This window comes from Arthrobacter sp. FW306-07-I, assembly GCF_021800405.1.
In the GTDB taxonomy this organism is placed as follows: domain Bacteria; phylum Actinomycetota; class Actinomycetes; order Actinomycetales; family Micrococcaceae; genus Arthrobacter.
In genome coordinates this window covers 3,187,240-3,200,724 of record NZ_CP084550.1, presented here as the reverse complement: position 1 = coordinate 3,200,724, position 13,485 = coordinate 3,187,240, and the positions used below count along the sequence as shown (strand labels likewise).

Genomic DNA, 13,485 nt, shown 5'->3' with positions numbered 1-13,485 from the left:
ATGTCCCCATGGCGCAGCTGATCTACTCCGCAATCATGTCCCTGGACGGCTACACGGCAGACCCAAACGGGAACTTCGCCTGGTCGGCGCCGGACGAGGAAATCCACGCCTTCATCAATGACCTGGAGCGGGATGTGGGCACCTATCTTCTGGGCCGCCGGATGTATGAGGTGATGTCGGTCTGGGAAACCATGGGCACGCAGGATGACCCGGAGGTGATCCAGGACTACGCCCGCTTGTGGGCGGCAGCGGACAAGGTGGTGTATTCGACGTCGCTGGACACCGTCTCCACGCCAATGACCCGGCTGGAGCGGCAGTTCGTCCCGGACGCCGTGCAGGAGCTGAAGTCCACCAGCGCCAGGAACATCAGCATTGGCGGCCCCACCCTTGCCGCGCATGCCCTCAACGCGGGACTGGTGGATGAGTGCCAGTTGTTCATCAACCCTGTAACTGTGGGCGGCGGCCTGCGCTTTCTGCCCGACGGCTTGGACCTGAAGCTGGAACTGCTGGAAGAGCGCCGGTTCAGCAACGGTGTGGTGTACCTGCGTTACCGGACAGTGTGAATCACCGGGCCCGCTGAACCGCCGCGGCGCTGGCCCTGGGCTGGACTGCGAAGAGGGTGAACACCAAAGCCACCAGGGCTGTGACCACCAGCAGGAGCAGCCCTATCGAGTAGCTGCGCGTAGCGGCGTCGTACGTTGCCCCCATGACGAGTGGGGGAAAGTAGCCGCCCAGGCCACCCGCCGCGCTCACGATGCCACTGATGCTGCCTACCTTCCCTGCCGGTGAGAGGACGCCCACCCAGGCGAACACGCCGCCCGTCCCCAGCCCCAGCGCCGCAGCCATGGCAACGAACGTGGCACCTGCCGGGACCTCGCCGTCGGGCCGCATGTTCACCACCCAGCCCAGGACGGCCACGGCTCCAAGGGCCACCAGGACCACGGGCTTGGGGCCCAGCTTGTCCGCGAGGACGCCACCGACCGGACGGGCCAGGACGGCGGCGAGGGCAAATCCGGCGGTCCGGGCACCCGCACCGGCGGGGTCGAAGCTGTAGACATCGCGCAGGTAGGTGGGCAGGTAGGTGGCGAAGGATACAAAGCCGCCAAAGACCACGGCGTACAGGAAGCACATCTTCCAGGTGACTGAAATCCTGGCAGCATCCAGCAGCTTGGGCAGCACCGGTGCGTGGTTCGGAGCCCATTCGGGGGATTCCTTCATGAGGAACCAGACCAGCGCGGCCATGACGGCCAGGACACCGGCGATCAGCAGGTGCGTGGGAAAGTAGCCGATTCCCGCCACCAGCCGCGGATTCAGGAAGGCCGCCAGCGCCGTCCCGCCCATGCCCGCACCAAAGATGCCGGTGGCGAAGCCGCGGCGGGCGGGCTCATACCAGGAACTGACGAACGGAATTCCGACCGCGAACACCGTCCCGGCCACGCCCAGCAGCAGGCCGGCGCCCAGCACCAGCGCGAAGGAACTGAGAAGGCCGCCAATGGACACCAGGAGGATGGGAGGGATGGCGGCCAGCAGCACAAAGCTGAACATGGCCCTGCCACCGTATTTGTCCGTCAGGGTGCCCACCACGATCCGTCCCAGCGAACCGACGAACACCGGCATGGCCACCAGGATCCCCGTGGCGGCCGGTGCCAGGGCCAGGTTCTGGGTGTAGAAGGCACCCAGGGTGGCCACGGAGTTCCACGCCCAGAAACCTGCCACGGACGCCGCCGTCGCGAGCGCAAGGTTCAGCGCCCTTCCGCTAACTGGCGTTGGGGTTGTTCCGGCCACTGCTAGCTCCTCAGGAGATTGTCCAAGACGCACCGCCGGTCAGCGGTTGCGGGTATCCCTGTCCGGCGTGCCAACGGCGGACCAGCCCCGGCCCTTCGTTTCCCTGTCCCGCGAGCGGTAGACGATGTACGGGCGGAAAAGGTAGTGCAGGGGTGCCGTGAATGCGTGCACCAGGCGCGTGAACGGCCAGATGACGAACAGCGCCATGCCCACCAAGGTGTGCAGGTGGAAGGTTAACGGCGCAGCGGCCATCGCCGCGATGTCCGGCTGGAAGATGAACAGCGACCGGAACCACGGCGCCACCGTTTCCCGGTAGTTGTGCCCGTGTTCTCCCTCGAACACACTGGCCAGGGTGGTCCACAGGCCAAAGACGATGGCCGCGGTCAGCACCACGTACATGGTCTTGTCGTTCCTGGTGGTCGCCATGAAGACCGGGCCGGTGGTGCGCCGCCGGTAGATCAGCAGCGCGATCCCGCCCAGCGTTCCCACCCCGGCGATGCCGCCCACCAGCAGGGCGTTGAAGTGGTAGAACTCCTGGCTCATGCCCGCCGCCGCCGTCCAGGCCATCGGGATCACCAGGCCGAAGAAGTGCCCGGCGATGACCGCAAGCAGCCCGAAGTGGAAAAGCGGGGAGGCGATCCTCAGGAGCCGGGATTCGTAAAGCTGGGAGGACCGGGTGGTCCAGCCGAACTGGTCGTACCGGTAGCGCCACACCAGCCCGCCCACCAGCACCACCACCATGACATAGGGCAGGACGCCCCACAGGACGGTATCCCAGGCGTTGAGTACGACGGCGGGTCCCGGCTCCGCCACGGTGGACGCCTTGAGTGCGGGCATGGTCAGGCCCTCCTGACCGGCAAAAGCCGCGGATCGTAGGGATCCAGTCCCACGCTTTCGGAGGGTGGACCGTATCCGGCCATGCGCATCACTTCCTTCTCGTCCTGGGGTGACTTCCCGGGCAAGGTGGCGCAGATGGCCGCCAGCATCGTGGCATGCGGCAGGTTGTCCCGAAGCAGCCCCAGCCGAAGCATCTCCAAGCTGGCCCGGTAACGCTTCAGCAGGGTGCGTCCGGCCGCGGAATCCACCCGGGCAGCGAATTCCAGCACCATGGGCAGGTAGTCGGGAAGTTCCCCGTCCAGGTCCACCAGGGCGCCGCTGTGCCGGTAGGCCTCCTTGAAGAAGCCCAGCACCTCACCGCGGCGCCGGGTGTCGCCATCGGTCCAGTAGCTCAAATGCAGCGCGTGCCGCCGGCCGAGATCGAACTCGCGGACATATTGGGCCTGCAGTTCCATGGGCGGGGTGGCCTCGAGAAGGTCCAGTACCGGCGCAAATGCCGGCAAAGCCCCGGGAAACTCGGACAGCGCTGCCCGGACCAGGGGAACCCGCTGCACCAGGTCCTCATCGGGATAGGACAGGCACCAGGCCGCTGCCAGGTACACCACCTGGTCGTGGCGGTTCACGGCTGGTCCTCCGCAGCGTCGAGGGTATCCGCTTCGTGCCCCTTGTCCGGGAACAGGCCGGGCGGCGCCCCGCGGCCGTCCCAGTTCAGCAGGTTCACCCTGCCCTTCAGGCCCGTCCCCGCGGAGACCTCGTCACTTGTCTGCCGGTCGCGCAGGGCGTGGAAGGTGTCCACGGCCACCGGGACGGGCCTGCCGCTCGCCTCCCCGAAGGGTGCCGAATCCTGCATGCCAGGGCCGCCGTCGAAATCCAGCGAGCAGCCCATCTCCTCCAGGTCGTGGGCCTGCTCCACGTGCGCCTTGGGAATGACGTACCGTTCGTCGTATTTGGCAATGGCCATCAGCCGGTACATCTCGTACATGGTCTGGCCGTCCATGCCCACGGCCTCGGGGATCGAGTCGTCCGGGTCGTTGCCGAGGCTGATGCCGCGCATGTAGGAACGCATGGCGGCCAGCTTCTTCAGTACGGCCGTGACCCGGTCCGCATCGCCTGCGGTGAACAGTTCCGCGAGATACTCCACCGGGATGCGCAGCGCATCAATGGCGCCAAAGAGATTGCCGTGGTCCTCGCCGTCGTGCCCCTGGTCCCGCAGCAGGTCCACAACGGGTGAGAGCGGCGGCACGTACCAGACCATCGGCATGGTGCGGTACTCGGGGTGCAGCGGGAGTGCCACTTTGTAGACCTTGGCCAGGGCGTAGACCGGCGAGCGCCGCGCGGCGTCAATCCAGTCCTCGGGGATCCCCTGGGCGCGGGCCTCGGCCTGGACGGCGGGGTCGTTCGGGTCCAGCAGCACGTCCATCTGGGCATCGTAGAGTTCCTTGGGGTCGGTGACCGCGGCCGCCGCGGTGACGGCGTCGGCGTCGTACAGGAACAACCCCAGGTACCGCAGCCGGCCCACGCAGGTCTCCGAACAGACCGTCGGCAGCCCCACCTCCACCCTTGGATAGCAGAAGGTGCACTTCTCGGCCTTGCCCGTCTTGTGGTTGAAGTAGATCTTCTTGTACGGGCAGCCGGTGACGCACTGCCGCCAGCCACGGCACTTGTCCTGGTCCACCAGCACAATCCCGTCCTCCACCCGCTTGTAGATCGCGCCGGAGGGGCAGGACGCCATGCAGGACGGGTTCAGGCAGTGCTCGCAGATCCGCGGCAGGTAGAACATGAACGTCTGCTCGTAGGCGAACTTGATCTTGTCCTCGGACTCGCGCCGCACCTTCTCCACGATCGGGTCCAGGTGGCCGTTTTCGGCGGAGCCGCCCAGGTCGTCGTCCCAGTTCGCGGACCACGTGATTTTCGTGTCTTTGCCGGTGATCAGGGACTTGGGCCGGGCCACCGGGAAGTCGTCACCCAGCGGCGCGTCCACGAGGGTCTTGTAGTCGTAGGTCCACGGCTCGTAGTAGTCCTTGAGCTCGGGCTGGACGGGGCTGGCGAAGATCCCCAGGAGCTTCTTCACCCGGCCCCCGGCTTTCAGCACCAGCTTGCCGCGCTTGTTCAGCACCCAGCCGCCGTGCCACCTCTCCTGGTCCTCATAGCGGCGCGGATACCCCTGCCCGGGCCGGGTTTCCACGTTGTTGAACCAGACGTACTCGGTGCCCGCACGGTTGGTCCAGGCCTGCTTGCAGGTCACGGAACAGGTGTGGCAGCCGATGCATTTGTCCAGGTTCATGACCATGCCCATTTGAGCCATGACACGCATCAGTACTGCACCTCCTGGGAACGACGGCGGACGGTGGCAACCATGTCGCGCTGGTTCCCGGTGGGGCCGAGGTAGTTGAACGCGTAGGCCAGCTGGGCGTAGCCGCCGATCAGGTGCGAAGGCTTGACCAGCAGCCGGGTCACCGAGTTGTGGATGCCGCCGCGCCGTCCCGTGGCTTCGGACTTCGGTACGTCGATGGTGCGTTCCTGTGCGTGGTGGACGTAGACCACGCCGGCCGGCATCCGGTGGCTGACGATCGCCCGGGCCACCAGGACCCCGTTGATGTTCAGGCACTCCACCCAGTCGTTGTCCTTGACCTGGATCGCCTCGGCGTCGGCGGGGCTCATCCAGACAGTGGGGCCGCCGCGGGAGAGCGAGAGCATGAGCAGGTTGTCCTGGTATTCGGAGTGGATGGACCACTTGGAATGCGGCGTCAGGTACCGGACCACCACTTCCAGCTCCCCATTCCGGCCCAGTTTGGGTTCGCCGAAGAGCCGGTGCATGTCCAGCGGCGGCCGGTAGATGGGCAGCCCCTCGCCGATGTCCGTGATCCAGTCGTGGTCCAGGAAGAAATGCATCCGCCCCGTCAGGGTATGGAAGGGCTTGAGCCGTTCGATGTTGATGGTGAACGGGGCGTAGCGCCGGCCGCCCGTTTCGGAGCCTGACCATTCCGGCGACGTGATCACGGGGACCGGTCCGGCCTGGGTCTGGGCGAAGGTGATGAACTTTTCCTCGGAGCCCTCGGACAGGTCCGCCAGCTTCCTTCCGGTGCGGACTTCGAGGTCTTTGAAGCCCTGCACGGACAGCGCACCGTTGGTGGTGCCGGAGAAGGCCAGGATGGCCTCGGCCATTTTCGCGTCGGTGTCGATCGCCGGCCGCCCGTCCGCTGCGCCGCCGAGCATCACGCCGTTGGAACGGCTGAGCCGCTCCAACGGGCCGGCGAGTTTGTACGTGACGTTCTTGACGGTGAAACCGAGCTTGTCGGCCAGGGGCCCGACGGCGGCGAGCTTGTCCGCGATGGCCGTGTAGTCCCGCTCCACCACCGAAAAGGCGGGCATGTTCTGGCCCGGTACGGCGGGAATGTCCGTGTCACGCCAGTCCCGCACGATCCCCCCGGGTTGAGCCAGCTGGCCGGGAGTGTCGTGCATCAGCGGCACGCTGACCAGGTCTTTCCGGACGCCCAGGTGGGCCTTGGCGAGCCGGGAGAATTCCCTGGCCAGCAGGTGGAAGGTGTCAAAGTCGGTCTTGGTTTCCCAGGGCGGGTCGATCGCAGGGCTGAACGCATGCACGAACGGGTGCATGTCCGTGGAGGAAAGGTCATGCTTTTCGTACCAGGTGGCGGCGGGGAACACGACGTCGGACAGCAGCGTGGTGGAGGTCATCCGGAAGTCGGCGGAGACCAACAGATCCAGCTTTCCCTCCGGTGCCGTCCCATGCCAGGCCACCTCCCGGGGCTTGAGCTCCTCCGCGCTGTCCGGGCCCAGGACGTTGTTGTGGGTTCCCAGCAGGTTCCGGAGGAAGTACTCGTTGCCCTTGGCGGATGAGCCGAAGAGATTGGACCGCCACAGCACCAGGGTGCGCGGCCAGTTCCGCGGCGCGTCCACATCCTCGATGGCCGGGTTGAGGGAGCGGTTCTTGAGGGAATCGGCAATGTAGGACGGCGCATCAGCTGCGGTGCCCGCGGCGACGGCGGCCTCCGCCTCATCCGCCACGTCCAGCGGGCTACGGTCGAACTGGGGGTAGAAGGGCATCCAGCCAAGCCGGGCGGACTGGGCGATGGCATCCGCCGTATGCATGCCGTCCAGCTTTCCCGTGGACAGCGGGGACTTCAGGGCATCGGCCGAGTAGCCGTCCTGCCGCCACTGGTCGGTGTGCATGTACCAGTAGCCGGTGCCGATCATGGTCCGCGGCGGCCGGGACCAGTCCAGCGCGTTGGCCAGGGATACCCAGCCAGTGACGGGGCGGGTCTTTTCCTGGCCCACATAGTGCGCCCAGCCGCCGCCGTTGCGCCCCATGCAGCCGGTAAGCATCACCAGTGCCAGCACGGCGCGATAGGTCGTGTCGCCGTGGAACCACTGGCAGATGCCCGCGCCCATAATGATCATGGACCGGCCCTGCGACTGCTCGGCATTGCGGGCGAACTCACGCGCTACCCTGATGCAGGCCTGCGCCGGAACGCTGGTGATCTCCTCCTGCCACGCAGGCGTGTAAGGGGTGGCGGCGTCGTCGTATCCCTCGGCCCACGTGCCGGGAAGGCCCTGACGGCCCACGCCGTACTGGGCCAGCATGAGGTCGAACACCGTGGTGACCAGATGGCCGTCGACCTCCAGGACCGGGACACCCCGGCGCAGGATGCTGCCCCCGCCGCCTGCATCCTCGAAACAGGGGAGCAGGATTTCGGCGCTCTGCGTGGACACTTCCTTGAGGGAAAGGGCGGGCTCGATCCCTTCGAGGTCCAGGTTCCACTTGCCCTCCCCGCTAGGCGAATAGCGGAACCCCATGGACCCGTTGGGAACGGCGGCCCGGGCCGCCGCCTTGTCGTACAGGACAGTGCGGAACGCTGCATCCTCGGCCAGCGACTCACTGGGGACGTCCAGGGCGGTGAGGAATTTCGACGGCGTGAGGGCGCCGTCGTCGTTCTTCTCCAGCCTGACCAGGAAGGGAAGGTCGGTGTACTGCTTCACGTAGTCGGCGAAGAACGGCACCTGCCGGTCGACGAAGAATTCCTTCAGCATCACGTGGCCCATGGCCATCGCCAGTGCTGCGTCCGTCCCCGCCTGGGCGGGAAGCCATTCGTCGGCGAACTTGGTGTTGTCCGCATAGTCCGGACTGACCGTGACCACCTTGGTGCCGCGGTACCGGACCTCGGTCATCCAGTGCGCATCCGGCGTGCGCGTCACCGGAACGTTGGAGCCCCACATCATCAGGTAGCGGGCGTCCCACCAGTCCCCGGACTCGGGAACGTCGGTCTGGTCCCCGAACACCTGGGGGCTCGCGACGGGAAGATCGGCGTACCAGTCCTAGAAGGAGGTCATCACCCCGCCGATGAGCTGGATGAAGCGGGTGCCCACGGCGTGGGAGACCATGGACATGGCCGGGATGGGCGAAAAGCCGGCGCACCGGTCCGGCCCATAGGCCTTGATGGTGTTCACGTGGGCGGCGGCGGCGATCTCGATGGCCTCCTGCCAGGACACGCGTACCAGGCCACCCTTGCCGCGGGCCTGCTGGTAGCGGCGCCGCCGCTCCGGGTCGGCGGCTACTTCGGCGAACGCCAGCACGGGGTCGCCCAGCCGGGACTTGGCTTCCCGGTACATTTCCACCAGGACGCCCCGGGCGTAGGGGAAACGGACCCGGGTGGGGGAGTAGGTGTACCAGGAAAAGGCTGCCCCGCGCGGGCAGCCCCGTGGCTCATACTCCGGGCTGTCGGCCCCTACGGAGGGGTAGTCTGTCTGCTGCGACTCCCATGTGATGATGCCGTCCTTGACGTACACCTTCCAGGAGCACGAACCCGTGCAGTTCACCCCATGCGTGGAGCGCACCACCTTGTCGTGGCTCCAGCGGTCGCGGTAGAAGATGTCGCCCTTGCGGCCGCCCTCGCGGAACACCGCCCTGCCGTCATCCGTCTGCTCCCACCTCGTGAAGAAACGGCCCAGCTTCAACATCGCTTCTGATGCGGGTCCATCTAACCCCGCATGGGGTCCGGCAGCCATGCCCCCAAGCTAGGTGGCTTCCGGAAACCGTGGACAGGGCACAAAGCCCCTGTTCAGCACCACGTCGCTTCTGTATGCCGGTGCCTTGCGGGCAGAATGGGTGCATGACACGCATCGCCATCATTGGCGGCCACGGGAAAGTGGCCCTCCTCCTGTCCGAACTGCTCACCGGCGAGGGCCACTCCGTGACCTCGTTCATCCGAAACCCGGACCATGCCGACGACGTCACAGCCACCGGCGCCACGCCGTCGGTCCTGGACGTGGAGAATTCCACGACGGCGGCCATCGCCGACGCGCTCGCCGGGCACGACGCCGTGGTCTGGTCCGCGGGTGCCGGCGGCGGCAGCCCGGAGCGGACCTACGCGGTGGATCGGGATGCGGCCATCCGCTCCATGGACGCCGCCGCCCAGGCCGGGGTGGACCGGTATGTCATGGTGTCCTACTTCGGCGCCGGCAGGGACCACGGGGTGCCGGAGGACAGCAGCTTCTTTGCGTATGCCGAAGCGAAAGCGGCTGCTGACGAGTACCTCCGCGGCACCAAGCTGGCCTGGACCATTCTTGGCCCCGGCGCACTGACGGACAACCCCGGAACGGGACGGATCGACGTCGACCCCTCGCCGGAAGGGGAACGGGAAACTTCCCGGGCAAACGTGGCGATCGTGGCGGCGGCAGTGCTGGACCTGCCGCAGACCGCCGGCCGCACCATCGAGTTCCGCGACGGCACCCTGCCGGTGGCCGCGGCCCTGGAACCGCGCCCCTAGCCTCCTAAGGCGTCCGAAGCTCCAGGTCCAGCGAGTTCCTTTCCACGTAGTCCAGGGCGCAGCGCACGGCGCCTACCGTCACGATGGAATCACCCAGCGGGGACACCGCCACCCGTGCAGGGGTGGCGGTGAACTCGTGCAGGCGCTCGCTGATGGGCGCCAGGAGGACGTCCGCCGAATCCGCCACGCCCCCGCCAATCACCACCAGTTCGGGGTTAAGCATGGTGGCCACAGTGCCCACCACCCGTGCCATCCTGTCCGCCAGCCGGTCCAGGATGCCCAGGGCCACGGAGTCCCCTTGGGATGCTGCGGCGAAGACCTGCTCGGCCTCCACGCGCGCCGGCCGGAGGTCGCGGAGGGCGGTGGGCGTGTCCGTGGCCAGTGCCTCGGCTGCCCAGGTCCTGGCCAGATGGGCGATGCCGTAGGTGTCACCCACGCCTTCCACCAGGTTCAGGTAGGCAAGTTCGCCGGCACTGCCGCGGCTTCCGTGCACCAGCCGGCCGCCTTCCAGGATGCCGGATCCCAGCCGTTCGCTGGCCAGGATCACCACCACGTCGTCGACGCCGGCAGCCGCCCCCTGCCAGCGGTCGCCAAGGGTGGCAAGGTTGGCGTCGTTTTCCAGCAGCACCGTCCACCCGCGGGTCTCCTTGAGGGCCGGCCGCAGCCCGAGGTCGAACAGTCCCCAGAACTTTTGCGTGGCAACCACGTCCCCGTGCCGGTCCACCGGTGCTGCCACCCCGGCGCACACGGCCAGCACCTGTTCAGGCCCGGTTCCCGCGGACTGCAGCGCCGCCATGGCCACGCCGTCAATGAAGGCGATGCGTTCCTTCGAGCCGACGTCACCAGCTTGGAAGGGGCGGCTGGAGCGGCCAAGGGTCATGCCCCGGAGATCGGAAACCACCACGGTGACCTTGGAGTAGCCGATGTCCATGCCCAGGACCACGCCCGCCCGCCCGTTGAGTTCGAACCGGCGGGCGGGACGGCCCTTCTGGTACCCCCCGAACTCGCGCTGGTTCTCCAGCTCCAGGATCCAGCCGCGCCGCACCAGGTCCTCGCAGACGGCAATGGTGGTGGCACGGGTGAGTCCTGTGGCGGCCATGACATCCGTGACCGTCACTGCCGCCGTCGTCCGCATGAATTCCAGGACCGCGCCGGCGCTGACGCGCCGCAGCAACTGGGGGGTCGCCGGAACTGGTTCGGGCATGCTGTTGACCTTCCTGTGCAAATCACCAGATAATACTTGAGGAAGTAAATTTAGGCTCAATATAAATATAACCGCACTGAAGAAGAGGGTTAGTCCTTGTCCACCACTGCCACCCTGGCAACCCTGTCCGACTCTGACCGTCTGGCCGACCCCAACTGGTGGCGCCAGGCTTCCGTCTACCAGATCTACCCCCGCAGCTTCGCCGACTCCAACGGAGACGGCATCGGCGACCTCAAGGGCATCACCGCCAAGGTCCCGTACCTGAAGTCGCTGGGAATCGACGCCGTCTGGCTGAGCCCGTTCTACCCGTCAGCGCTCGCCGACGGCGGCTATGACGTTGACGACTACCGTGACGTCGACCCCAAGCTGGGCACGCTGGCCGACTTCGACGAGATGGCGAAGGCACTGCACGACGCCGGCATCAAGCTCATCGCGGACATCGTCCCCAACCATTCGTCCAACCGGCACAAGTGGTTCCAGGAAGCACTGGCCTCGCCCAAGGGCTCCCCGGCCCGGGACCGCTACATCTTCCGTGACGGCAAGGGCCCCAACGGCGAGTTCCCGCCGTCGGACTGGGACTCCGTGTTCGGCGGACCGGCCTGGGAGCGCATCACCGAACCGGACGGCACCCCGGGCCAGTGGTACATGCATATCTTCGCCAAGGAACAGCCGGACCTGAACTGGTCCAACCGCGAAATTCGTGACGACTTCCTCAAGACCCTGCGTTTCTGGTCGGACCGGGGCGTGGACGGCTTCCGCGTTGACGTGGCACATGCCCTCACCAAGGACCTCACCGAGCCGCTGCTGTCCAAGCTGGAACTGAGCGCCGCCAACACCGGTGTGGACGGATTCGACGACGGCACGCACCCCTTCTGGGACCGCGACGAAGTGCACGAGATCTACGCCGAATGGCGCGAGGTGTTCAACGAATACAACCCGCCCCGCACCGCCGTTGCCGAAGCCTGGGTGCACGCCTCCCGCCGCGCCCGCTACGCCAGCCCGCAGGGACTGGGCCAGGCCTTCAACTTCGACCTGCTGCAGGCCGACTTCGATGCCGCCGAATACAAGGAAATCATCACCCGCAACCTTGCCGAGGCCGCTGCCACCGGCGCCTCCTCCACGTGGGTGTTCTCCAACCACGACGTGGTGCGCCACGCCACCCGCTATGGCCTGCCCCAGGTGGCCAAGGAAAAGGCCGGCGCCAAGGGCCAGGACGGCAAGGACTGGCTCCTCGCCGGAGGCCCCAAAGACCAGCTGGACGTTGAGCTCGGTGAACGCCGCGCCCGCGCCGCCACCCTCCTGATGCTCGCCGTGCCCGGATCCGCCTACCTGTACCAGGGAGAGGAACTGGGCCTGCAGGAAGTTGCCGATATTCCCGAATCGGAGCGGCAGGACCCGTCCTTCTTCCGCAACAAGGGCGTGGAGATCGGCCGCGACGGCTGCCGCGTGCCGCTGCCCTGGAAGGTGGAAGGCACCTCCTTCGGCTTCGGCGACGGCGGCTCCCACCTGCCCCAGCCGGATTGGTTCAGCAAGTACGCCGTGGAGGCCCAGGACGGAACGGAAGGCTCCACCCTGGAGCTCTACCGCAAGGCCCTGAAGCTCCGCCGGGAGCTGCTGACGGACGAGGACCTTGAATGGGTTGAAAACGGCGGCCCGGACGTCCTGCACTTCAAGCGCCCCAACGGCTGGCAGTCGGTGACCAACTTCGGCACCACCGCCGTGGACCTTCCCGCCGGGACCGTCCTGGTCAGCAGCGCTCCGCTGGAGGACGGCAAGCTGCCGGCCAACACCACCGCCTGGCTGCGGGACTGATGCAGGAAGTCATTTACGGCTGCATGGGCCTGGGCGGCAGCTGGTCTGGGGAACCGCATGAAGCTCGCCATGTGGACCAGGCCGCCGCTGCCGTCCAGGCCGCCCTGGACGCAGGCATCACCCTGTTCGACCACGCTGATATCTACCGCAGCGGAAAGTCAGAGGCGGTGTTTGGTGAGGTTCTGGCCGGCACGCCGGGCCTGCGGGAGCGCATCCGGCTGCAGACCAAGTGCGGCATCCGGCTGAACGAACGCGGCCTGCAGACCCACTACGACCTGAGCCGGGACGCCATCCTGGAGCGGGTCAACGGCAGCCTTAAACGGCTCCGGACCGACTACGTGGATATCCTCCTGCTGCACCGCCCGGACCCCCTGGCGGACCCGGCGGAGGTGGCGTCCGCCGTCGGGCAGCTCATGGCTGAAGGCAAGGTCCGGCAATTGGGCGTGTCCAACATGTCCGCGGCGCAGATCGAGGTGCTGCGGGACCGGCTGGAGACGCCCGTGGTGGCCAACCAGCTGGAAATGAGCCTGCTCAAGCGGGCATGGCTGGAAAGCCAGGTGCTGGTCAACCACCCGGAACACCTGGACTACAGCTTCCCGCACGGCACCGTGGAATACTGCACCCGCAACAACATCAGCCTGCAGGCCTATGGTGCGCTGGCCCGCGGCGCCTACACGGGAGCTGAGCCGGAGAACCCCGGCTCAGCCGAGGCGGCGACCGCGGAACTGGTGGCCCAGTTGGCGGGGGAGTACGGCGCCACCGGCGAGGCTATTCTCCTGGGGTGGCTGATGAAGCATCCCGCCGGAATCGCGCCGGTGATCGGCACGGTCAACCCCGACCGGATCCGGGCCTGCAGCGACGCAGCGAGGGTGGCCCAGGCCCTGAGCCGGGCTGACTGGTACAAACTCTGGGTCACAGCCCGCGGGAGCAACATCCCCTGACCCTCCCAACTGACTGGCAGTAGTTGTCGTTTTGGAGCACCAAAACGACAACTACTGCCAGTTGCTTTCCCCTCCCGGCCAGTCACATCCCGTTTAGTTCGTATTGAACCTCACAAGCGGG

General features: G+C 66.9%; 9 protein-coding genes and 1 pseudogene. 4 read left to right on the top strand and 6 right to left on the bottom strand.

Going from position 1 to position 13,485, the window contains the following annotated elements:
• Positions 1-8 precede the first annotated feature (8 nt).
• Positions 9-563, top strand: a complete 555-nt coding sequence (locus LFT46_RS14800; RefSeq protein WP_236820204.1) for a dihydrofolate reductase family protein — start codon at positions 9-11, stop codon at positions 561-563.
• A 1-nt stretch (position 564) separates the two neighbouring features.
• Here the strand turns inward: LFT46_RS14800 and LFT46_RS14795 are convergent, their stop codons facing one another.
• From LFT46_RS14795 to LFT46_RS14775, 5 genes and pseudogenes are all read right to left on the bottom strand, one after another.
• Positions 565-1,785, bottom strand: a complete 1,221-nt coding sequence (locus tag LFT46_RS14795; RefSeq protein ID WP_236799163.1) for an MFS transporter — start codon at positions 1,783-1,785, stop codon at positions 565-567.
• A 39-nt stretch (positions 1,786-1,824) separates the two neighbouring features.
• Positions 1,825-2,622 (bottom strand): respiratory nitrate reductase subunit gamma, encoded by a 798-nt coding sequence (gene narI / locus LFT46_RS14790; protein ID WP_236799162.1) that lies wholly within the window; start codon positions 2,620-2,622, stop codon positions 1,825-1,827.
• 2 nt (positions 2,623-2,624) lie between these two features.
• The gene (narJ, locus tag LFT46_RS14785; RefSeq protein WP_236799161.1) at positions 2,625-3,245 is read right to left on the bottom strand and encodes a nitrate reductase molybdenum cofactor assembly chaperone; all 621 of its coding nucleotides are present in this window, start codon (positions 3,243-3,245) and stop codon (positions 2,625-2,627) included.
• Positions 3,242-4,936, bottom strand: coding sequence for a nitrate reductase subunit beta (gene narH / locus LFT46_RS14780; RefSeq protein ID WP_236820203.1), 1,695 nt, complete (start codon positions 4,934-4,936; stop codon positions 3,242-3,244). Before narH ends, narJ begins: the two co-directional genes overlap by 4 nt.
• Positions 4,936-8,646, bottom strand: a pseudogene (locus LFT46_RS14775) (nitrate reductase subunit alpha). Before LFT46_RS14775 ends, narH begins: the two are co-directional and overlap by 1 nt.
• Positions 8,647-8,750: 104 nt before the next feature.
• Between LFT46_RS14775 and LFT46_RS14770 the strand changes: the two are divergent.
• Entirely contained in the window at positions 8,751-9,407 is a 657-nt protein-coding gene (locus LFT46_RS14770) for an NAD(P)H-binding protein (protein WP_236820202.1), read from the top strand.
• Between the two features lie 4 nt (positions 9,408-9,411).
• On the opposite strand, the gene LFT46_RS14765 is transcribed toward LFT46_RS14770, so the two are convergent.
• Positions 9,412-10,611 carry an ROK family protein gene (locus LFT46_RS14765; RefSeq protein ID WP_236820201.1) on the bottom strand — a complete coding sequence of 400 codons (1,200 nt, stop codon included), beginning with the start codon at positions 10,609-10,611 and terminating at the stop codon, positions 9,412-9,414.
• Positions 10,612-10,707: 96 nt separating this feature from the next.
• On the opposite strand from LFT46_RS14765, the gene LFT46_RS14760 reads away from it, so the two are divergent.
• Positions 10,708-12,423, top strand: coding sequence for a glycoside hydrolase family 13 protein (locus tag LFT46_RS14760; RefSeq protein WP_236820200.1), 1,716 nt, complete (start codon positions 10,708-10,710; stop codon positions 12,421-12,423).
• Positions 12,423-13,364, top strand: a complete 942-nt coding sequence (locus LFT46_RS14755; protein ID WP_236820199.1) for an aldo/keto reductase — start codon at positions 12,423-12,425, stop codon at positions 13,362-13,364. The genes LFT46_RS14760 and LFT46_RS14755 overlap by 1 nt, the downstream gene beginning before the upstream one ends.
• Positions 13,365-13,485 lie beyond the last annotated feature (121 nt).